General features: G+C 29.5%; 24 protein-coding genes and 1 other RNA gene. 13 read left to right on the plus strand and 12 right to left on the minus strand.

Going from position 1 to position 21615, the window contains the following annotated elements:
• Nucleotides 1-14: 14 nt before the first annotated feature.
• Nucleotides 15-1172, minus strand: coding sequence for a M14 family zinc carboxypeptidase (locus tag LOS86_RS08130; protein ID WP_231841610.1), 1158 nt, complete (start codon nt 1170-1172; stop codon nt 15-17).
• A gap of 302 nt (nt 1173-1474) precedes the next feature.
• On the opposite strand from LOS86_RS08130, the gene LOS86_RS08135 reads away from it, so the two are divergent.
• The gene (locus tag LOS86_RS08135) at nt 1475-1936 is read left to right on the plus strand and encodes a helix-turn-helix domain-containing protein (RefSeq protein WP_231841611.1); all 462 of its coding nucleotides are present in this window, start codon (nt 1475-1477) and stop codon (nt 1934-1936) included.
• Nucleotides 1937-1968: 32 nt separating this feature from the next.
• Here the strand turns inward: LOS86_RS08135 and LOS86_RS08140 are convergent, their stop codons facing one another.
• On the minus strand, nt 1969-2523 hold the full coding sequence (locus LOS86_RS08140) for a 1-acyl-sn-glycerol-3-phosphate acyltransferase (RefSeq protein WP_231841612.1): 555 nt from the start codon (nt 2521-2523) through the stop codon (nt 1969-1971).
• A gap of 56 nt (nt 2524-2579) precedes the next feature.
• Here LOS86_RS08140 and LOS86_RS08145 point away from each other — a divergent pair, with 56 nt between their 5' ends.
• Complete coding sequence (locus LOS86_RS08145) at nt 2580-3242, plus strand: spermidine synthase (protein WP_231841613.1); 663 nt, start codon at nt 2580-2582, stop codon at nt 3240-3242.
• A gap of 1 nt (nt 3243) precedes the next feature.
• Nucleotides 3244-3951 (plus strand): potassium channel family protein, encoded by a 708-nt coding sequence (locus LOS86_RS08150; protein WP_231841614.1) that lies wholly within the window; start codon nt 3244-3246, stop codon nt 3949-3951.
• Here LOS86_RS08150 and kdsB read toward each other — a convergent pair.
• From kdsB to LOS86_RS08165, 3 genes are read right to left on the minus strand one after another with little or no spacing between them, the layout of a single operon-like run.
• Entirely contained in the window at nt 3948-4673 is a 726-nt protein-coding gene (kdsB, locus tag LOS86_RS08155) for a 3-deoxy-manno-octulosonate cytidylyltransferase (protein ID WP_231841615.1), read from the minus strand. The two genes, LOS86_RS08150 and kdsB, sit on opposite strands and share 4 nt — an antisense overlap.
• Before the next feature lie 40 nt (nt 4674-4713).
• Nucleotides 4714-5085 carry a hypothetical protein gene (locus tag LOS86_RS08160; RefSeq protein WP_231841616.1) on the minus strand — a complete coding sequence of 124 codons (372 nt, stop codon included), beginning with the start codon at nt 5083-5085 and terminating at the stop codon, nt 4714-4716.
• A gap of 27 nt (nt 5086-5112) precedes the next feature.
• Nucleotides 5113-6537, minus strand: coding sequence for an ATP-dependent DNA helicase (locus LOS86_RS08165; protein WP_231841617.1), 1425 nt, complete (start codon nt 6535-6537; stop codon nt 5113-5115).
• 123 nt (nt 6538-6660) lie between these two features.
• On the opposite strand from LOS86_RS08165, the gene LOS86_RS08170 reads away from it, so the two are divergent.
• The 3 genes from LOS86_RS08170 to rsmD are packed head-to-tail and all read left to right on the plus strand — an operon-like array spanning nt 6661 to nt 8793.
• Entirely contained in the window at nt 6661-7422 is a 762-nt protein-coding gene (locus tag LOS86_RS08170) for a hypothetical protein (RefSeq protein WP_231841618.1), read from the plus strand.
• Nucleotides 7406-8218, plus strand: a complete 813-nt coding sequence (locus LOS86_RS08175) for a DUF3822 family protein (protein WP_231841619.1) — start codon at nt 7406-7408, stop codon at nt 8216-8218. Before LOS86_RS08170 ends, LOS86_RS08175 begins: the two co-directional genes overlap by 17 nt.
• On the plus strand, nt 8215-8793 hold the full coding sequence (gene rsmD / locus LOS86_RS08180) for a 16S rRNA (guanine(966)-N(2))-methyltransferase RsmD (protein ID WP_231841620.1): 579 nt from the start codon (nt 8215-8217) through the stop codon (nt 8791-8793). Before LOS86_RS08175 ends, rsmD begins: the two co-directional genes overlap by 4 nt.
• Before the next feature lie 13 nt (nt 8794-8806).
• On the opposite strand, the gene rnpB is transcribed toward rsmD, so the two are convergent.
• An RNA gene (gene rnpB / locus LOS86_RS08185) (RNase P RNA component class A) lies at nt 8807-9129 on the minus strand.
• Nucleotides 9130-9277: 148 nt separating this feature from the next.
• On the opposite strand from rnpB, the gene dnaX reads away from it, so the two are divergent.
• Both dnaX and LOS86_RS08195 read left to right on the plus strand, forming a co-directional pair.
• Entirely contained in the window at nt 9278-10351 is a 1074-nt protein-coding gene (gene dnaX, locus LOS86_RS08190; RefSeq protein WP_231841621.1) for a DNA polymerase III subunit gamma/tau, read from the plus strand.
• Between the two features lie 182 nt (nt 10352-10533).
• The gene (locus tag LOS86_RS08195) at nt 10534-11040 is read left to right on the plus strand and encodes a DUF8439 domain-containing protein (RefSeq protein WP_231841622.1); all 507 of its coding nucleotides are present in this window, start codon (nt 10534-10536) and stop codon (nt 11038-11040) included.
• A gap of 1 nt (nt 11041) precedes the next feature.
• Here LOS86_RS08195 and LOS86_RS08200 read toward each other — a convergent pair whose 3' ends face one another.
• From LOS86_RS08200 to LOS86_RS08220, 5 genes are all read right to left on the minus strand, one after another.
• Nucleotides 11042-11938, minus strand: a complete 897-nt coding sequence (locus LOS86_RS08200) for a restriction endonuclease (protein ID WP_231841623.1) — start codon at nt 11936-11938, stop codon at nt 11042-11044.
• 123 nt (nt 11939-12061) lie between these two features.
• Nucleotides 12062-12523 (minus strand): IS200/IS605 family transposase, encoded by a 462-nt coding sequence (tnpA, locus tag LOS86_RS08205; RefSeq protein ID WP_231841624.1) that lies wholly within the window; start codon nt 12521-12523, stop codon nt 12062-12064.
• 306 nt (nt 12524-12829) lie between these two features.
• Nucleotides 12830-13720: a Ppx/GppA phosphatase family protein gene (locus LOS86_RS08210; RefSeq protein WP_231841625.1), complete on the minus strand. Its 891-nt coding sequence runs from the start codon at nt 13718-13720 to the stop codon at nt 12830-12832.
• A gap of 9 nt (nt 13721-13729) precedes the next feature.
• Entirely contained in the window at nt 13730-15826 is a 2097-nt protein-coding gene (ppk1, locus tag LOS86_RS08215; RefSeq protein WP_231841626.1) for a polyphosphate kinase 1, read from the minus strand.
• Nucleotides 15819-16310, minus strand: a complete 492-nt coding sequence (locus LOS86_RS08220; protein WP_231841627.1) for a SixA phosphatase family protein — start codon at nt 16308-16310, stop codon at nt 15819-15821. Before LOS86_RS08220 ends, ppk1 begins: the two co-directional genes overlap by 8 nt.
• A 173-nt stretch (nt 16311-16483) precedes the next feature.
• Between LOS86_RS08220 and LOS86_RS08225 the strand changes: the two genes are divergently transcribed.
• Nucleotides 16484-17392, plus strand: coding sequence for a PorP/SprF family type IX secretion system membrane protein (locus tag LOS86_RS08225; RefSeq protein ID WP_231841628.1), 909 nt, complete (start codon nt 16484-16486; stop codon nt 17390-17392).
• Nucleotides 17393-17403: 11 nt separating this feature from the next.
• Nucleotides 17404-19311 carry an OmpA family protein gene (locus LOS86_RS08230; RefSeq protein WP_231841629.1) on the plus strand — a complete coding sequence of 636 codons (1908 nt, stop codon included), beginning with the start codon at nt 17404-17406 and terminating at the stop codon, nt 19309-19311.
• Nucleotides 19312-19336: 25 nt separating this feature from the next.
• Here LOS86_RS08230 and pdxH read toward each other — a convergent pair whose 3' ends face one another.
• Nucleotides 19337-19981 carry a pyridoxamine 5'-phosphate oxidase gene (pdxH, locus tag LOS86_RS08235; RefSeq protein ID WP_231841630.1) on the minus strand — a complete coding sequence of 215 codons (645 nt, stop codon included), beginning with the start codon at nt 19979-19981 and terminating at the stop codon, nt 19337-19339.
• 164 nt (nt 19982-20145) lie between these two features.
• Here pdxH and LOS86_RS08240 point away from each other — a divergent pair, with 164 nt between their 5' ends.
• Genes LOS86_RS08240 through LOS86_RS08250 form a run of 3 tightly spaced genes read left to right on the plus strand, consistent with a single transcriptional unit; the run spans nt 20146 to nt 21597 of the window.
• Nucleotides 20146-20688: an RNA polymerase sigma factor gene (locus LOS86_RS08240; RefSeq protein ID WP_231841631.1), complete on the plus strand. Its 543-nt coding sequence runs from the start codon at nt 20146-20148 to the stop codon at nt 20686-20688.
• Nucleotides 20689-20718: 30 nt separating this feature from the next.
• Entirely contained in the window at nt 20719-21135 is a 417-nt protein-coding gene (locus LOS86_RS08245) for a hypothetical protein (RefSeq protein ID WP_231841632.1), read from the plus strand.
• A gap of 12 nt (nt 21136-21147) precedes the next feature.
• Nucleotides 21148-21597, plus strand: coding sequence for a sensor of ECF-type sigma factor (locus tag LOS86_RS08250; RefSeq protein WP_231841633.1), 450 nt, complete (start codon nt 21148-21150; stop codon nt 21595-21597).
• Nucleotides 21598-21615 lie beyond the last annotated feature (18 nt).

Here is a 21615-nt window from a genome sequence, read left to right on the forward strand (position 1 = left end):
CTGAAGCAAATTTATTAATTATTTTTTACACCATTGTTAAATTCTGTTAAATTATTGATAACAAAACTGGCTTTTTCATTAATTATCGGAAAATGACTTCCCTTACAATAAAACAAACCTTCTTCACAATCGTATTCAATGTGGCCTTTACTATTTTTTTGCAAATCGTTTACATTAACAATCTTAGCAATAAATTTTAATTGACCATTTTCAATTTCTTCAGAATATTGAGCTGCAAAGTTAATTATTTTTTCAACATTATTATCAATAATTTTGACATTTTTATAAATAAAATCATAAAAACATTTATTATTTTGAGGAATATTCAAATAATCATCCAAATCTTTATCAACTATAACGTTTTCGTAACTTACATGAAATGAACTCAAAAGCGCTATAAAAATAAATTTCCTCACTAAATCTCTCCCATAATCATCAGCAAAATGACCCGCTTCAAAAAGTATTGTTGGAGTTTTTTGAGTTGTAAAGAAATCACCCGTACAATTTATATTATAACTATCATCAAAACGCCCCACTTGATTAGGAATATACGATTGCAACGTTTTATTCATTTTATTTATTATTCGAATAGCTTTCAATCTAACTTCATTAAAAGCCCTACTTTCATCAAAAGCAGGCGATAAAAAAGAAACCGTTGCAGGTAAATTAAATCCTTCTGTACCAAAAATAGTTCTTTGATCATGTAAATTATAACAATAATCGGGCTTAAAATCACTATAAACTTGCTTCAATAGCTGCATTTCAGGCTGGGTAGCATCAAAAGCATCTCGATTCAAATCGACCTTATTCGCATTTTCTCTCGTATATAAGAAGGCTCCATCTGGATTCAACATAGGAATACACAATAAAGTATAGTCCGATTTAATTCGATTTGCAATTTCATTATTCGATTTTAAGAAATTGAAGAAATCAAATAATCCTTTAGTGGTCGTAGATTCATTACCATGCATTTGTGACCACATTAAAATTTTTGTTTTACCTGAACCAATTTTAACTTGATGAATTGGACGAGATTGAACAGAATTCCCAATTTCAATGATTTCGAAATGATTTTTTAAAGATTCTAACAAAGGCAAAATGGTATCCAAATGAATATATTTCCCTTTAAGATTTGACTCCAAATATTGTGTTGCTAATTGTAAATAATCCATACATTTATTTTGATTTACAAATGTAAACAACTTTAAATTTACATTTGTAAACGTTAAGAATTTTATTTTTAATTACTTTTGTAAACACTTTAATTTAATTATTTCTTCAAGTTTTATAATTATTGTTTACAATATTAAAAAACTATTTAATATGAAATTAAATTACATTATATCAGTTATTTATAGTTACTTAAATAAAGTGATTGTTTATTATTATTTGTCGTATTTACATCTGTAAACTTGTTTATTTGTTTGGTTTTGTTTACATTTGTAACATTGTTAATCCAAATAAACTATTTACAATGGTAAACATTGATGATTTTATAAAACGACTAGAAATTATACTTGATTATTATAACTTATCCGCTTCTGCATTTGCAGATAAAATCAATGTGCAACGTTCGAGTTTATCTCACCTACTCTCAGGAAGAAACAAACCTAGTTTAGATTTTATCATTAAAGTTATAGAGGTTTTTCCTGAAGTAGATTTGTATTGGATTTTAAATGGAAAAGGGCAATTTCCTAAATCAGAAAATACTAAGACCAATATAGAAGTAAAAGAAATTAATGTTCCTGTAGCGACAATAGAAAATCCTTCCGGATCAGAACCCGATTTATTTTCAAATATTGAAAAAGCAATTCCCTCTACCCTTTCCAATAATAATCCTGTAGAATCGTTTAAAACAGAAAATAATTCACAAGAAGAAATTGAACGTATTGTCGTCTTCTTTAAAAACGGAACTTTTAAAAACTATCATCCATAAAAAAACTCTGAAAAAATTCAGAGTTTTATTTTTTAAATATCGGTAAAACTATATTCGGGAACTTTTCCAATGACACCTTTATAATACGCTTTTAAAAACTTTAAATCTGAATCAATATCACCTGTTGGATAGAAAGGTTCGTGATACACTACTTCTTTTTTTCCATAATCGAATGCTACTGGGATAATTGGTACATTAGCCTTCAAAGCAATATAATAAAAACCGGTTTTCCATTCGGTTACTTTTTTTCGTGTGCCTTCTGGTGAAATTGCCAATCTAAACACTTCTTTTTCATTAAAAATTTTTGAAATTGAATCTACTTTGTTTTCATTTTTTTGACGATTTAAAGAAGAGCCTCCTGTCCAAGTGAAAAAATAATTAAACGGAAAAACAAATAGTTCTTTTTTTGCTACATAATTAATCTCTAAATTTAAGATTCCTCTAGAAAAAATTCCAAGGAAAAAATCCCACCAACTGGTATGTGGTACTGCGATAATTACACATTTTTTTAATTCTTGTGAAATGTTCCCAACAACTTTCCAACCAAAAATTTTACAAAAAATAAATTTGTATATAATTTGTTTCATTAGAGACTATTTTTAGACAAAAATAAAATTATATTTACGATTACAAACAAAATTACATGATTAAGCGTTTATTGAGTTTTTTAATCCCTATAAAAATTCATCAAAAAAAATCGGTTTACAGTAAAAACCTAGAAGTTACCTGGAATAATGGCTATTTAGTTTTAGACTCTGAGAACACCAATTATTCCTTTGGCAGTTTACAACGTGTATTAAAAAAAGGATTAAAATATATAGGTTACGAGAGAATTCAGAATTTTCAATCAATTCTTGTACTAGGAGTTGCTGGCGGTAGCGTTATTGAAACATTGAAAAAAGAAATTAAATTTGATGGTAAAATTACTGGTGTAGAAATTGACGCCGCTGTAGTTGAAATAGCAAAAAAATATTTCGGCCTTGAAAATTATAACAATGTTTCGATTGTAATAGATGATGCTTTTGAGTTTGTTTTAAAAACAAGAGAAAAATACGATTTAATCATTATTGATATATTTCAAGATACGAAAATGCCAAACTTTTTATACGAAGATTTTTTTATTAATCGTATTAACTTTTTACTTAATGTAAATGGATTTATTTTATTTAATACTATGGTGTTAGATTATAAAGATAGAAGAAGAAATGCATTATATAAGAGTAAATTTAACCATGATTATTCCGTACGTTTGTATCCAAAAATTGAGGTACATAACGAATTATTCACTATTAAAAAATTAGCCTAATATGTCGTTTTTTAAAAAATTATTGGTTGGAAAAGTAGGGAAAATTTATCATCACAAAATAAGTCCAATCAAGAAAACGATTCTTAATATCAGAGCCATTTGGAACAATGATCATGAAGAAGATAATGGAATTGAAAAAATAGTCCGTTTGTTTTTATCCTCTTCTCAATTGCTATTTCCAGGTATTTACATAAAACATATGGCCACTAAAATCGGTTATGAATACAAAGATTTAGCAATGGACTTTTATATTTTGGCCAAAGTTATTTTTCCAATTTTAATTCTAATAAACAATTGGCAAACCAACGACTATGTTGTTTTTGTATTGATTTACATTTTATTAGAAACTGTATTATACATTCCAACACTAATTTTTGCCTCTGATTTATTTTCTCAGCCTCGGTCTTATAAAAGATCAATGTTGTTACTGTTTTTTAATTATTTGGAATCTGTTTTATCTTTTGCTGTTTTTTACAGAACAGGAGATTACTTAAATCAACCGTTAAATAGTTGGTTTGATGCAGTTTATTATAGTTTTGTTACATCTTCCACTATAGGATATGGTGATTACTATCCAGTTGAAACAGAAGGGAAAATCTTTACTATTTTACAAGTATTTCTATTTTTATTTTTTGTAATTCTATTTATGAATTTCTTTTCTTCAAAAATTAAAACAAAAGGATATTTCAGTGATAAAAACGAATTTTAAAGAAGTTTTCTAGCTTTTTCTAAATCTTCAGGTGTATCAATTCCGATACTTCCATGAGAAGTCTCAACCATTTTAATACGTTTCCCATATTCTAAATATCGAAGTTGTTCTAATTTTTCAGAAGCTTCTAAAGATAACATAGGCAAATGGTAAAAATCCATCAAGGCTTCTTTTCTAAAAGCGTAAATTCCTATATGTTTCATATAGCGGACTCCCACGTTTTCTTCTCTTGGATAAGGAATAACCGAGCGCGAAAAGTATAAAGCAAAACCTTGCTGGTCTGTAATTACTTTTACATTATTTGGATTATTAATTTCCTCTTTATCTGTAATTTGAAACATTAAAGAACCTAAATCAACTTTTTTATCAATATCGTTTTTAAAGACTTCAATTAGTTCTTCTAATGGTTTTTTATTAATAAATGGCTCATCGCCCTGAACATTAATTACAACATCTACATTCATATGTTCTACGGCTTCTGCAATTCTGTCGCTTCCGCTTTCGTGTTCTTTTATCGACATGATGGCTTTTCCTCCATTCGAAATAATTTCGTTGTAAATTAAATCGGAATCTGTCACCACAAAAACATCATCAAATAAATTGGTAGAAATAGCTGCTTCGTACGTACGAAGAATTACAGTTTTGCCTCCCAAATCTTGCATTAATTTTGCAGGGAAACGTGTAGAAGCATATCGAGCGGGAATTACAGCTATTATTTTCATTTTTATTTGTTTACCACAAAGACACTAAGGTGCTAAGTTTCTAATTTTTATATATTAATTCAGTACTTTTTTCTTCTTTCAAATGATTAGCTTCTTTTAAAGAAAATTTTGAATACGTTTTATTTACTCCAAATTTATAAACTTCAATATTAGTATTAGAATAATTTAAAAGATGTTTCATACAATCATCAACCGTAACAAAAATTTCATCATCTAGCTTTTGTACAAAACCAACTTCTTTATTATCAATTATTACAAAATAATCATTTGATTTATCAATTTTATAGTATAATTCTTGAAAGTCTCCATATTTATCTTCAACTTCCATCAAATTTAATCCATAAAGAATGAATAAAAAAAATAGGGATGTAACAACTGATAAACCAATAACAACTTTTATTATTATTTTCATGGTTGATTTTATTTGATTACAAAAGTATTAATTTTCGAAAAACTCATCCTTAAATCCTATTAAATATAATTTTTCCTCAGCACGGGTAATGGCAGTATATAACCATCGAACATAATCAACATCAATTCCGTCAGGTAAATAAGGTTGTTCTACAAACACCGTTTTCCATTGTCCCCCTTGTGATTTATGACACGTTATCGCATACGAAAATTTCACCTGAAGTGCGTTGAAATAAGGATTTTCTTTTACTTTCTGAAGTTTTTTATATTGTTGGCGTTCTTCTTCATAATCAAACAACACTTCTTGATATAATTTATTCGATTCTTCATACGTCAAAGAAGGCGATTCGCTCATAATAGTATCTAACATGATTACCGTATCAAAAGGGGTTTGATTAGGATAATCGACCATTCTAATTTTTACGGTTGCGAATTTGAATCCATACAATTCTTGAATTTTCCTTATTTCTAAGATTTCAATAATATCACCATTGGCAATAAATCCCGCTTCAGAATTTTCAGGTAACCAAAAATAATTGTTCTTAACTACCATTAAATAATCTCCGGTAGAAATTTCACTTTCTTTGGACAAAATGGAAGCTCTAATTTGTTGGTTGTATTGATTAGCTCTTTTATTAGAACGCAAAATAAAAGCGGTATCTTCAATACTATAATTATCATACGCTTGATGGATGGCATCTTGAATATCATACCCATCTTGTAATCGAACAATATCTTTAAATCCTTTTAATTTAAACTGAAAGGTATCAATAAAATGAGAATGTAGTAATTCTCGTAATTGAGTTGCGTTGTATAAAATTCCCGAATCTATTGCTTGACGCATAACTTCATCTAATTCAATATGATGCACATTTTTTTGATAATGAAGCGACAAGGTATCTACATCCAAAGCTGGACTAATCGTCATGTTTACAGGTGGTAATTGAGCGGTATCTCCAATTAGTAACAATTTGCAATTTGTACCTGCATCTACATAAAAAAATAAATCATCAAGAAGCGAACCATTTTCATAAAATTTGGTTTCTTGATTAGTATCTGAAATCATAGATGATTCATCAACAATAAAAAGCGTATTTTTAAATTTATTTTGTTGTAATGTAAAACTTACTCCACCTGATTTGTTTTTTTTAGGGAAATAAATACGTTTATGAATCGTGTATGCGGGTTTACCAGAATAATTACTAATCACTTTTGCAGCTCTACCTGTAGGAGCAAGTAATACTGCTTTCATATTAACAGCAGCTAAATTATTGATTACAGTAGAAATTATAGTTGTTTTACCAGTTCCTGCAAAACCTTTTAGCACAAAAACATCATTTGTTGTTGAATTCATAACAAAGTCGGCCATTTTTTGAAGAAAAATGTCTTGTTTTAATGTGGGTTGATGTGGAAAATTATTCTGTAATAAATTGTAAAACAGCTTATAAGTCATAAAAATAGTTTTGGCCAATATTAATTTTTCAAATATACTGATGATTTTTACAAGAAATTCTTTTGAGTAGAAAAAAAAATTGTAGATTTGCGTACCTATTTTAACTAAAAAAATATAAATCTAATGTTGTTATTATTATTGTACGTTGTAATCACCTGCGTTGTTGCAGTGGTTTTAGTAAAACTAATAGATAAATTTTTACCAGCAAAAGCTAGAGTTTTTGTTTCTATAGCTTTATGGGCAGTTTGTTTTGGATTAGCATATATGATTTATGCATCAGTAATGAAACCTATTGAGTTCAAACAAGAAAAAGAAGCTCGTTATGAAATTGCTGTAAAAAAGATGCTTGACATTAAAAAACTTCAAACAGGTTACAAATCAGTTCATGGAAAATTTGCTGATACTTTTGAAGAATTAGTAAAATTTGTTGAAACAGGAGAATTTGAAATTATTTCTAGAAAAGATACTGCTGTTATTGACCACGCTAAAAATGCTGCTTTCCGAATTGTAGTTGGACCTGATGGTGTTGGTGGTTTCTTCAAAGATGAAGTAATTATTACAAAATTAGGAACTGTAAAAGTTAAAGATTCATTATTTAAAAACTCGGATCGTTACAAAAGATTAAATATTGTTAAATTTGGCGAAATTGAAGTTCCTGTGATAATGAAAACTGACGTTGTTTCAAGAAATGATATGAATATTTCTGTTTTCCAAGCTACTATTGATAAAAATGCTTTATTAAAAGATTTAGATCAAGAATTAGTAAAACAAGAAAACAAAGTAGAATCTATTGATGAAATCAATGGAGATAAAATTATCTTAGGTTCATTAGAAGAAGTTACACTTACAGGAAACTGGCCTAAAAAATATGGTAATAACGAATAACGACATTACTCAAAAAACATATAAAAAGTTGTCCATTCAGGTTTCCTTGAGTGGACTTTCTTTTTGTGTATTTGATTTACTTTCTCATAAGATTGTCAATTCTATGGCAATTGAATTTGAAAAGCATAAAGTATTAGAAGAACAATTGTGGAAAGCATTTATAGAATTTCCAATTTTAACAAAATCATTTGATGAAATAATGGTTGTTCATGATAACAATTTAAACACTTTTGTTCCCACTTCCCTATTTGATGTTCATTTTTTAGCCAGCTACTTACAATATAATACCAAGGTTTTTGAAACTGATTTTTTTACACATGATGTTATTTTTCCTTATGAAATGAATAACGTTTATGTTCCTTTTGTAAATATTAATAATTTTTTATTGGATCAATTCGACACTTTTGAATACCAAAATTCGAATTCAATTTTAGTAAAGCAACTATTAGATTTATCAAAAAACAATGATGAAAAGCAAGTTTTTGTTCATTTACAAAAAGAACATTTTGAAATTGTTATTGTTAAAAATCAGCAATTACTATTTTATAATTCATTTCATTACCAAACTCCAGAAGATTTTATTTATTATCTCTTATTTACTTGCGAACAATTACAGTTGAATCCCGAAACGATTTCTGTACAACTCCTAGGAAATTGTTCTGAACAAGACAACTTCTTTAAAATAGCTTATAAATACATTAGAAACTGTAATTTATTAGATGTTAGTAATACTTCTGCTGTTTTAGATGTTTCTTCATCTGATTTGAGAAATCACTTTATACTTTATCATTCATGAGAATAATCTCCGGAAAACACAAAGGGCGCCGTTTGGTAGCTCCAAAAAACTTACCTGTTCGTCCTACAACCGACATGTGTAAAGAATCGTTATTCAATATATTGAATAATTACTTTAATTTTCATGGATTAAAAGTTTTGGATTTATTCTCAGGAACGGGTAATATTAGTTATGAATTCGCTTCTCGTGGTGCTGGACCAATTACAAGTGTTGATGGTGATATGGGTTGTGTGAATTTCATCAAAAAAACTGCTACTGAATTAGATTTAGATATTAGTGTAATTAAAAGTGATGTTTTTAAATTCTTAGAAAAAAGCAAAGCAAGTTATGATATTATCTTTGCTGATCCACCATATGACTTGAGTCAGGAGAACTTTGAAAAAATAATCGAATTGATTTTCGAGAATGAGCTTTTAGACGAAGAAGGAATGTTGATAGTAGAACATTCAAAACACACTAAATTAGATCATTTAACTAATTTTTCATTTTCAAAAAGTTACGGAGGTTCTGTATTTTCGTTTTATGAATTTGAAAGCGACGAAGAAGAAGAATATGAAGAGGAAGACGAAGGATAAAATCGTCATAAAATAAAAAAGCAGACCTATAAGCCGGATTCTGTCTCTAATAAATTAGAGCCTTATCATTTATCTAGTCTCGATATTACTATCGGGATCAAGCTGCCTACCCTTCAACATCGGACGAGTAGCCCTTATTTTGATTACTCAAAAACTGCTGATATACTTGGCATTTCACCGCATAGAGTTTACCTGGTTTCACTACAGCATTACCTGTACATACTTTCTGTTGCACTTGTCCTCACCTTTCGATGGATGGGCGTTACCCACTATGCTACTCTTTGGTGTCCGGACTTTCCTCTCCCGAAAATCGGGAACGATAAGGCGGTCTGCGGTGCAAATTTAGACTATTGAATTTAGAATCTAGAACTAATTCAATAATATTTTAAATTGTGAATAACTTTTATAAAGATTCTTCTCAATTTGGATTTTGGAATTTGCTTTTTGAAATATACAATCCTATATTTGTGATTCAATAGAAATTATGGAACAATTTATCGTATCAGCTCGTAAATATCGTCCGCAAACATTTAAAGATGTTGTGGGGCAACAAGCTATTACCAATACGTTGTTGAATGCTATTGAAACCAATCATTTGGCACAAGCCTTATTATTTACAGGACCTCGTGGTGTTGGAAAAACAACTTGTGCAAGAATTCTAGCCCGAAAAATCAATCAAGAAGGTTATGATGATCCGTTTGAGGATTTCTCATTTAACGTTTTTGAATTAGATGCGGCTTCTAATAATGGTGTTGATGATATTAGAAGTATTATCGACCAAGTTAGAATACCACCACAAACTGGAAAATATAAGGTTTATATCATTGACGAGGTGCACATGCTTTCTCAAGCGGCTTTTAATGCTTTCTTAAAGACATTGGAAGAACCACCTAAGCATGCCATTTTCATTTTAGCAACAACCGAGAAACATAAAATTATTCCAACGATTTTATCGCGTTGCCAAATTTTTGATTTCAAAAGAATTACGGTTAAAGATGCGAAAGAACACTTAGCCGAAATTGCGAAAGAACAAGGCATTACATTTGAAGATGATGCGCTTCACATCATTGCTCAAAAGGCTGATGGTGCTATGCGTGATGCTTTGTCTATTTTTGACCGAGTAGTTTCTTATTGTGGAAATAACTTAACCAGACAAGCCGTTACCGAAAATTTAAATGTTTTAGATTTTGAATATTACATCAAAATCACCGATTTAATTTTAGAAAATAAAATTCCAGATTTGCTTTTAGCTTACAATGACATTTTAGCAAAAGGTTTTGATGGGCATCATTTTATTGCTGGTTTGGCTTCGCATTTCAGAGATTTATTAGTGTGTAAAAATCCGGCAACTTTACCTTTATTGGAAGCTGGTGAACATGCTCAAAGTTTGTATGCAGCGCAATCACATAAAGCCATGCACGATTTCTTATTAAAAGGAATTGAATTAGCAAATGAATGCGATTTGAAATATAAAGTCAGTCAAAATCAACGTCTTTTAGTCGAGCTTTGTTTGATGCAATTAGCCTCTATCACTTTTGATGGAGAAAAAAAAAAGTAGCTAAATTTATCATTCCGGCTACATATTACAAGAACAACTCCTACTCTATTTCGGAAGTTTCTTCATTAAAAACTCAAGTTCCAACTGAAGAAATTCAACCTGTTGAAAAAACAGAACCAATCGTAAGCGAGCCTAAAGTATCTACAATTCCAGAAGTTCAAAATGAAGTAGTTGCTCCAATTGTGCCTGAAATTCCGAAACCTGTTTTAACGAATTTAAATCCGACAGGAACTAAAGTTTCAGCACTCTCATTAGCGAGTATTAAAGCAAAAAAAGAGTTGGAAGCCCAACAACAAACCGTTCAAAGACATCGCGAAGATTTACCTTCTGAAGCCTTTAACGAAACCGACATGTTGTTGCAATGGAATAAATTTGCCCAAAAAATGGTAGACAGTGGAAAACGTTTGATGGCAACGTATATGCAAATGAATGATCCTACATTAGATGGAACAAAAATCACGCTGGAACTTCCAAATCAAAGTACAAAAGAAGAGTTTTTATCAGGTTCGATTGAATTGTTAGGATATTTAAGAGGTAAATTACACAACCATGATATTACCATTGAAGTGGTTGTAAATGAAACTACCGAAAATAAATACGCCTTTACTCCACAAGAGAAATTTGAACGTTTAAAACAAATTAATCCAGCTTTAGATTTATTGAGAAAGACGTTTGATTTGGATGTTTAGACTATTGTTCTTCAAAGAAATCTTCATCTAATTGTTTGACTTCATAAACAGATTTAATTTGTACACCAACATTAAATTCGTGCATCAAATCAACCAATTTAATTCCGTCAATCAATATTATTTTATGATGAGCGTTTTTAGCTTTTTCAACTGCTCCTTTGTCAAATAAGGAAGTAGTTACAAAAACACCTTTATTTGTATCGCCACTCATAGCACCAATAAAATTTCTGATATCTTTTTCTCTTACCTTATTTTCATTAAATCTTTTAGCTTGAATATAAATTTTATCCAAACCTAATTTATCTTCATTTATGATTCCATCAATTCCACCATCAGAAGATTTAGAAGTTTCTATAAAATCTCCATAACCCATTTTCTTCAATAATATTAGAATGACTTTTTCAAAATAATATGGATTGATAACTTTTAACTTATCTAATAAATCATTCTTAACTTCTGTTTCAATTTTTGAAAAACCTTCATCAATTAAGTCTTGAGGTGAAGCATTATCAATTACTTTTATATCAGTTGCAGATTTATTTGACTTTAAATTCTCTTCTGTATAAAAATCAAGAATATTTGTACCTTGTTCAACGTCTTTTAATGTCAAACTTGACTTTTGACTTAAACCTTTTTCTGTAATTTTAACATGACCTCTTTCTGGATAAAAAATATATCCACCTTTTTTTAGATAAGATTTTCCCCATGCAATTCTATTATTGATCAATACTTCTCCAGATTTTGTTTTCTCATTAAGCATTTCCTCAGGTAAATCTGAATAGTATTTCTCAATAACCAAATCCTGTAATTCTCTTGTATGAATCATTTCTCCATTGCTCAATATTTCTAAAATTGGATTAAATGTTTCATGGAATTTTGGTATTTCAATTTTTTTCATGGGTTTAAAAAATCATTCTAGGTTAATAAAATAATAATATAAAACAAATTTTATAAATCCCGTTAGGGATGAAATTTTGGTAACGTAAAACTGATACAGACTTAAAATCCCGTAGGGATGACATCAAATAGGCTCTTTAAAAATATAACGTTCATCATAGTCCACTTCAAAAGCTTCTAAAAATTCTAAATATTCCTCTTGAAATGTTTTTATTTTATGACGTTCTTCCTGATTCTGAATATATTTAATTACATTTTGAACATTTGATTTTGAATACGAAAAAGCACCATAACCTTCTTGCCATTCAAATTTTACTTTCAAGAACTTTTTCTCATTAATCCATTTAGAGCTATTAGCTTTAATAATTTGCATCAATTCAGAAATGGATTGTGTTGGGCGCATTCCAATTAGAATATGAATGTGGTCTGACATTCCATTAATGGCTAATAGTTTATGATTGTTGGCTTTAATTATTCCTGAAATATATTGGTATAATTCTTCTTTGAATGAAGAATGTATTAATCCGTCTCTATATTTTACTGCAAAAACAAATTGTATATGAATTTGTGTATATGTGTTTGCCATAAATTAATATTATTTCCGATTATTATCTACCAATATGTCGTCCCTACGGGACTCGATTAACCAATTGTTTTATTATCTACCGAGATACCGTCCTTCTGAATCTACCAATATGTCGTCCCTACTGGACTCGATTAACCAAATGTTTTTTTATCTACCGAGATACCGTCCTTCTGAATCTACCAATATGTCGTCCCGATGGGACTAAATAACGATAATATTTTTTCTTTCTACCGAGATATCGTCCCTACGGGACTCGATTAACCAATTGTTTTTTTATCTACCGAGATACCGTCCCTACGGGACTAATTAAATCCTACCATAATACATCGCTTTCACGATACCATCGGATAATCCAATTTTTGGTACGTAAATATGACGGGCTCCACTCCATTTCATGGCGTTAAGATAAATTCTTGTTGCTGGAATAATTACATCGGCGCGGTCTGGATTTAACCCTATTTCGGCAATTCTTTGCTCGTACGTCATGCTGTTCAATTTTTGGTATTGAGAGCTTACATATACATACGAAAGTGGTTTATCTTGTTGTTTTTCAGATAATTTGAATAACTTATTGATATTTCCTCCGGAACCAATTAATGTAATATCTTCAAAAGGTTCGGTATTGGTTTTAATCCATTTTTCAATTTCTTGCCAAACGACTTCGTTTACCATGTTGTTTAATAAACGAACGGTTCCGTTTTTGAACGATTTTGAAGCTATGATTTTTCCTTCGTAGAATAAAGAAAATTCGGTACTTCCACCACCAACATCTACATATAAATACGCTTTATCGGTACTAATAAATTGTTTTAAATCGGATGCTGCAATAATAGCTGCTTCTTTTTTTCCATCGATAATATCAATTTTTATATCAGCTTTCTTTTTGATGATTTCGACAACTTCTTTTCCATTATAAGCTTCTCGCATGGCAGATGTGGCACACGCTTGATATTTTTCCACCTTGTGAACTTTCATTAATAATTTGAAAGCTTTCATGGCGTCAATCATTCTATCAATGTTTTCCTGCGTAATTTCACCAACGGTAAATGCATCTTGCCCCAATCGAATGGGTACACGAACCAAGGAACTTTTATTAAATTGTGTTGGATAACCTTCTTGCTCTACAATATTGGTAACCAATAACCTCATGGCATTGGAACCAATATCAATAGCTGCATATTTTTTTATTGTAATCATCTATATATTTTATTGCACTTTTTCTGCAATTACATCTAATTTATTTTGGTAATAATTATACATTTCCTGTTGGGCTCTAAATGGTTTTGCATCTCCATTTTTTCTGTATTGATTAAGTAAATCGGCAGAATGTACTCGAGCTTTGACATTTGCTTTCCAACCTATTTCAAATGTATCAATTAATTCTTGTTTGATTTCTGGATCGTAAATTGGACACGTAACTTCTACTCTTGAATCTAAATTTCGAGTCATAAAATCGGCAGATGAAATAAATACTTCAGGATCGCCAGCATTTCCAAAAATATAAATTCGGGAATGTTCTAAATAATTATCTACGATACTAATTGCTTCGATATTTTCACTCAAACCTTTCACGCCTGGAATCAAACAGCATATTCCCCTGATAATCAATTGAATTTTTACACCTGCATTACTAGCTTCGTATAACTTATCTGTCATTTTAAAATCGGAAATACTGTTCATCTTTAGCTTAATATACGCTTCTTTTCCCGATTGTGCATTTGCAATTTCTCTATCAATTAATTTATTAAAACGACTTCTAGTGTAATGAGGAGAAACTATTAAGTGCTTGTATCTGTGAACACGATAATTTACATCGAAAAAGTCAAAAATCTTAGCCGCATCTTTTAGAATTTCATTCTTACTTGTGAATAAAGTAACATCGGTATATACTTTAGCCGAATTCTCATTAAAATTTCCTGTTGAAATAAATCCGTATCGTTTTACTTTGCCTTCTTCTAATCTCTCAATAAGACAAATTTTACTGTGAACTTTTAATCCTTTTACTCCAAAAATTAATTCGATTCCTTCGGTTTGCATTTGTTCGGAATACGAAATATTACTTTCTTCATCAAAACGCGCTTGTAATTCGATTTGAACAGTAACTTTCTTTCCGTTTTTAGCAGCATTTATTAATGAACTCACGATTTGTGAATTTTTGGCCAAACGATAAAGTGTAATTTTAATAGAGGCCACTTTAGGATCTAAGGCTGCTTCCCTAAGAAACTTTATGATATAAGAAAAAGATTGGTAAGGTGCATAAAGCAAATAATCTTTCTTTTTAATTCTTTCTAAAATACTTCCTTCTAACGTTAATCCAGGAACAGGAAGTGGTAAATTTTCCTTATATAATAAATCATATCTTCCTAAATTAGGAAAATTCATATAATCTCTTCTGTTATGATATCTTCCACCAGGAATAATACTATCAGAACTATCAATTCCCATTCCTTTTAAAAAGAAAGCAAGTGTGTCATTTTCAATAGATTGATCATAAACAAATCGAACCGGCTCTCCCACTCGTCTTTCTTTTACCGAATTTGAAATTTTTTCCATTAAACTCTTACTCAAATCACTATCAAATTCCAATTGGGCATCACGCGTAATCTTAATCATGTGTGCAGCAATGCTTTCATAGTCGAAAATATTAAATATATAATTCAAATTACAACGGATAACATCATCTAAAAGAATAATATATTGTTTTTCTGAGTTTGACGGAAGAACCACAAAACGATTTATCGTGCTTGGAATTTCAACAACTGCATACTGAATTTCTTTAGAAGCAAATGGAAATATTTTTTTTGATTTCATCACAAGTTTAACTGCTAAATACCCCGAAGTATCCTTTAACAAAGGAAATTCTTCTAACTCATTTAACATGATGGTAACTACAGCCGGACTTACATTTTGGATGAAATAATCATGAATAAAAGCTTCTTGTTCTTTAGTAATTTGCTTTTCGTTAATGATAAATATATTTTCCTTTTCAAGTTTTTTTTCAATTTCACTTAAAATACGTAAACTTTCAGATTGTTGTTCAATAACAATTTCTGTAATTTCTTTCAGTAATTTTTCTGCAGGAACACCTAAAATTTTCTCGGTTTCATTCGTTTCTAAACTCATACGACGAATGGCTGCATAACGAACTCTAAAAAATTCATCTAAATTATTTGAAAAAATTCCAAGGAATCGAAATCGATCTAATAAAGGTACATTTTCATCATTGGCTTCTTGTAATACTCTTGCGTTGAATGTTAACCAACTCTTCTCTCTATCTATATAACTATTAACTGTATTATTCATTTTTAAATTGGCTTGGAAATAATGTTGTTATCGTTTTGCCTTTACTTATTTTTTCCCAATTATCAGTTTCAAATTGTAAAACAACAACTCCAGATGTAGGGACATTATCTATATAAAGGTCTCCAAATTTATTAACAAAATTTGTAATTGCTTCATTATGTCCGAAAAGAATTAAATTATCATGTTCATTTTTACATTTTTTTATGATTTTAAGTAAATTAACATCATCAAATGTGTACAAATCTTCTTTAAAATATATGTTTTCAAAAGATATTGATAAATATTCAGAAAAAATATATGCCGTTTCAACTGCACGTTTTGCTTTACTACTCCAAACAATAAATGATTTAGGAATTAGCTTAACCAATCTTGAAGCAATTAAATGGGCATCTTTGATACCTCTTTGTGAAATAGAACGATTAATGTCTTGCACTGGAGTATCCCAACTAGATTTTGCATGACGAATTAAAAATAAACTTTTCATCCTTTACTTTTTTGAATCTATTAAATTACAAAAATTATTTTAGGAGAATCGTTTTTATGTGAATTTTTATGGAAAATTAATAATTTCTAAACAATTTATAAGAGCTATTTATAAGATAATATATATTTACTATATTAGTAAAAAAAATCTGTTATTTGTACAATACAAACAAAATGAAATTTTATTTAGTAATCCTATTTACTTTTATATCTAGTATTTTGTGTTTCTCTCAACAAGATTCTCAATATACACAATATATGTACAATACGACATTAATTAATCCTGCTTATGCTGGTTCTAGAGAAGTACTTTCTGCTTTTATCTTACATAGAAATCAATGGATGGGATTAGAAGGTGCCCCAGTTACCAATAATTTCTCGATAAATTCTCCAATTGGCGATTCAAATTTTGGTATTGGATTAAACTTTGTTAATGATAAAATTGGACCCGTTTCGGAAAATGAAATTTCAGTTGACTTAGCTTATTTTATACAAATTTCTGAAAATTATAAATTTTCTATTGGACTAAAAGGAACTGCCAATTTATTTGATTTAGATGTCAATAAACTACGAATATTTGATCCTTCAGATCCGCAATTTCAAAATGTAAAAACAGAGTTTTCTCCAAACATTGGAGCTGGTGCGTATCTTTTTTCAGATAAAACCTATTTTGGCCTTTCGGTTCCTAACTTTTTTGAATCTTATCGATATAACGATAATAATATTGAAATTTCGAAACAAAAATTACATCTATATTTTATTGCAGGACATGTATTTAAAATTAGTGATAATATCGATTTTAAACCTGCTCTCTTAAGTAAAATTGTTGAAGGAGCTCCAATTCAAGCAGATGTAACTGGAAATTTTCTATTCTTTGATAAATTAACTCTGGGTGCAGCCTATAGATGGAATGCAGCTGTAAGTGCTTTAGCTGGATTTCAAATTTCTGATTCTTGGTTTATTGGCTATGGATATGATTTAGAAACCACTAAGTTAGCTAACTATAATTCAGGTTCACATGAAATTTTCTTGCGATATGAGTTATTCAACAAAACGAAAATATCATCGCCTCGTTTCTTCTAAACTATGAGATTATGAAAACAATTTATACCATACTTTTTACACTTATTTTTTGCTTAGGTAGTTTTAGCCAAATATCCAAATTAGCTAAGGCAGACAAAAAGTATGATAAATATTCCTATATAGATGCTATTGAACTTTATGAAAAAGTAGCCGAAAAAGGAATTAAATCAGTTGATTTATTTCAAAAATTAGGAAATGCTTATTATTTTAATGGAGAGTTAACTAAGGCTTCTAAATGGTATGGAGCGCTATTTGCTTTACAGCAAGAAGTAGAACCAGAATATTATTTTAGATATGCCCAAGCCCTAAAAGCAGAAGGAAATTATGAAAAAGCAAACCAATTTATGGATATTTTCCTAACGAAAACTAATGATGCAAGAGGAAAATTATATGCGGAAAACAAAGATTATTTAAATAAAATTGATTCTGAATCAGGAAAATACCTTATGGATACTACCTCAATTAATTCAGAATTTTACGACTATGGACCTTCATTTTACGGAGAAAACATTGTTTTTACATCTTCTAGAAGCGAAGGTAATCTTTATGCAAAAATTCACGATTGGACCAAACAAAATTTTACCGATTTGTTTATAGCTCCTTTGAATACGGAAGGAAAACTTGGAAAAGTGACCAATTTATCCAAAGAAATAAATACCAAATTTAATGAATCATCACCCGTTTTTACTAAAGACGGAAAAACCATGTATTTTACCCGTAACAATTATAACAATGGTAAAAAGAGAAAAAGTGATGATAAAATTATCATGGAAAAAATTTACAAAGCAGAATTGGTAAATGGAAAGTGGTCAAATATTAAAGAACTTCCTTTTTGTAGTGATAATTATAAAACAGCGCATCCAGCGTTAAGTCCAGATGAAAAAACATTATATTTTGCTTCTAACATGCCTGGAAGTTATGGAAATTCAGATTTATATAAAGTGAGCATTGATAAATATGGGAATTTTGGAACCCCTGAAAATCTTGGACCTACAATAAATACGGAAGGAAGAGAAACTTTTCCATTTATTGACAACAATAATCATTTATTTTTTGCTTCAGATGGGCATCCTGGTCTAGGAGGCTTAGATATTTTTGAAGCCATTATTAACGAAAATTCGGTAGAAAAACCAATAAACATAGGCAAACCTATTAATAGTTCGAAAGATGATTTTGGTTATATTATAAACAATCAAAATTTTGGTTTTTTCTCCTCAAACAGAGAAGGCGGTTTAGGATTTGATGATATTTATTCCTTTAAAATTTGCATGCAAAACGTGCAGGGAATTGTTTCAGATAGTGATACTAATGAAATTCTTTCTAATGCTAAAGTATTCTTATTTGATGAAAATATGAATCTTATATCTGAAACTACAACTTCAGATAAAGGTGCTTATTTCTTTAAAATTCAATGCAATAAAAAATACATAATACGAGTAACTAAAGAAGAATACACAACTACTGAGAAAACCATAACATCTAATTCTCAATTAAATGATATAGAATTGGATATCACACTTAAACGAAATATTTTTCCAATAGAAGTTGGAATTGACTTAGCAAAATTATTCGATATTAGCGTCATTTATTTCAATCTAGACAAATGGGATATCCGACCAGATGCCGCTAATGATTTAGAAATAATACTAACGGTTATGAATCAATATCCAAATATGGTTATCGATATTCGTTCGCATACCGATAGTCGTCAAACGCATGAATATAATGAAATCTTATCCGATAAAAGAGCAAAATCTACTCTTGAATATCTCGTAAGTAAAGGAATTGACAGAAGTCGATTGTCAGCTAAAGGTTATGGAGAAACACAATTAGTTAATGATTGTGCTGATGGTGTTCCTTGTAGCGAAGTTGAACATCAAAAAAATAGAAGAAGTGAATTTATCGTAATTAAAATGTAATTCTTGATATTACAACAAATGATTATCAAGGCGATAAACGGTCAATTTTCCAATCATAATTGTCTTGAAGTTGGTAACGAATTCTATCGTGTAATCGATTAGGTCTTCCCTGCCAAAATTCAACTTCAACAGGACGAACTAAAAATCCTCCCCAATGTTTAGGGCGTAAAATTTCTTTACCCTCCCACTCTTTTTCTAATTGTTTTAAATTGTTTTCTAAAAATTCACGATTAGGAATAACTTCACTTTGTGGCGAAACGATGGCACCAAGTTTACTTCCATCAGGACGAGAGGCAAAATAATTATCGGAAACATTTTCTTCGGTTTTTTCTGCTATCCCTTTTATAATAATTTGACGTTCAACACCAGGCCAAAAAAAAGATAAACAAACATTTGGATTATTAATTATGGCCTTTCCTTTTTCAGAATTATAATTGGTATAAAAAATAAAACCTTCTTCATTAAATTTTTTAAGCAAAACTACTCTCGATTTTGGAAAACCATCCAAACCAATAGTGGCAACAGTCATAGCATTTACTTCATCTGCCGCATTTAAATCTTCCGCTTCATAAAACCATCTATGAAATAAATTTATTGGATCTTCAGGAATTTGATTTTCCAATAATTCACTTTTCTCATAGGATTTTCTATAATTACTTAAATCTTTCATAGGTTCTCTTTTCGATTAGTTTTCCAAATTAGCAATGCAATAAATAGAATGGTTACAGCATAAAAAGCAAAGTTACAAACTACAACTTGTTTTTTTTATAAAAAGAAAATTAAAATTAAACCTTTTTAAATATCTTTAGTCTTACTTATTATAAAGGATATACTTTGCAAGACGAAAAAGCATTTGTTTTAGAATTACTAAATCCCAAAACGCAAAATGAAGCGTTTAGGAAGTTATTGCATTTGTATCAAAAACCGCTGTATAATCATATTAGAAATTTAGTTTTAAATCATGATGATACAGATGATGTCTTACAAAACACATTTATAAAAGTTTTTTCAAATATTAAAAATTTTAAAGGCGATAGTAAATTGTACTCTTGGATGTATAGAATTGCGACTAATGAAGCTTTAACATTTATGCAACAAAGAGCAAAAAAACAAGGTATATCTAATGAAGAATTACAACAAAAAACCATAAATAAATTAGAAAGCGATGTGTTTTTTGACGGAAATGAAATTCAACTTAAACTGCATAAAGCTATTGCTACTTTACCTGAAAAACAACAATTAGTTTTTAAAATGAAATACTTTGAAGAATTAAAATATGAAGAAATGTCAGAAATATTAATTACTTCTGTTGGAGCTCTTAAAGCAAGTTATCACATTGCAGCAAAAAAAATTGAAGATTATTTAAACTCAAATTAAACCTTTTACAGAATTTACAGTCATATAAACATGGGAAAAATTGATATTGAGAAAGAAAAAGTAACAACTGGATTTAAAATTCCTGAACATTATTTTGAGCAATTTGAAGCTAAAATGATGGAAAAGATTCCGGTTCAAAAAGAAGTTAAAGTTGTTTCTTTGTTTTATAAAAAACAAGTTTGGATAAGTAGCATTGCGGCCTTACTTTTGCTAACTATTGCAATACCTGTGTACTTTAATATGGCAAAAGAAAGCAGCTTAGATGCAATTACTATTGAGAATTATTTATCTCAACAAAACGTAGGAACAACCGAATTAACCCAACACCTTACAGATGAAGACATTAGCTCACTAGAAAATAACTTATCACTAAATAGAATAAATTCAGATGCTTTAGAAGATTACCTTTCTGAATCTGAAAATTTAGAATACTATATTAACGAATAAAATTACTTAACCATGAAAACTAAACATATATTTCCTTTACTATTAATATTTATTTCTTCAATCACTTTTGCACAGGGATTAAGGGATAGAAAAGAGAAAGTGAAAGCATTAAAAGTAGCTTATATTACAGAACAATTAAATTTAACTACTGAAGAAGCTCAAAAATTTTGGCCTATCTATAACGCTTTTGATGATAAACAAGCCGAATTAAGACATGAAAAAATGAGAGCAATTTTAGACCGATTTGAACCAGGAAGTGTAGATAAACTTTCTGAAAAAGAAGCTTCTAATTTATTAGTACAAATGGAAGCTATTGAAGAAAATTTGTTTTCACTTAGAAAAAAGTTTATTAAAGATTTACAAGGTGTTATAAGTGCCAAGAAAATCATCAAACTCAAAAAAGCAGAAGAGGATTTTAATAGAGAGTTATTAAAACAAATTAGAGAAAAAAGAAGAGGTTAATTATAATATCAAAGGCGT

It is taken from the genome of Flavobacterium cyclinae (assembly GCF_021172145.1).
GTDB lineage: Bacteria > Bacteroidota > Bacteroidia > Flavobacteriales > Flavobacteriaceae > Flavobacterium > Flavobacterium cyclinae.